The organism is Vibrio sp. 378, from assembly GCF_033339435.1.
Map to the genome: position 1 here is coordinate 1 of NZ_JAWOUO010000513.1, position 723 is coordinate 723.

1 protein-coding gene is annotated in these 723 nt (G+C 44.8%); it reads left to right on the plus strand.

Going from position 1 to position 723, the window contains the following annotated elements:
- Nucleotides 1-97: 97 nt before the first annotated feature.
- Nucleotides 98-723 (plus strand): aromatic amino acid transport family protein (locus R7Q48_RS27250; RefSeq protein ID WP_318133376.1); only part of this gene is annotated, 626 nt, incomplete at its 3' end.

A 723-nucleotide genomic window follows, 5' to 3' on the forward strand; every position in this document is an offset into this window, starting at 1 on the left:
TTTTTATCAGCACGATTCACCACATAGTTGATGTGATAACAATCACTAAAACAGATACCATCCGCCACATTATTATTTTTATAAAGGCGAGTCTTAAGTGAAAGAATCTCGAAATACGTTAAATTCTAGTGAATTAAACACAACAACCTCTTGGTCAAAACATGACACACATTGGGTACTTAGCCTATTCGGGACCGCCGTTGGTGCCGGTATTTTGTTTCTGCCAATCAACTTGGGCATTGGTGGATTTTGGCCACTAGTCGCAATGGCGTTTTTGGCATTTCCAATGACTTACCTCGCCCATCGCGGTTTAGCGCGCTTTGTATTGTCTTCTAAGATCAAAAATGCCGACTTTACCGATGTGGTTGAAGAACACTTTGGCGCAAAAGCGGGACGTTCAATCTCTCTGCTTTATTTCCTATCGATTTTTCCTATCCTGTTAATTTACGGCGTGGGCATCACCAATACTGTAGACAGCTTTATGGTGAACCAAGCGGGAATGGAAGCCTTACCACGCGAGCTACTTTCGGGCGTATTAGTGTTCGCTTTGATTGCCATTATGATGGCGGGCGAAAAAGTGATGCTGCGCGCGTTTGCCGTTATGGTGTACCCACTTGTTGCGATTCTAGCTTTCCTCTCATTCTACTTAATGCCGAACTGGACAATGCCCGAGCTTGATACACCGGACATGGGTGCGTTTGCGAGCACAATGTGGTTAGCCGT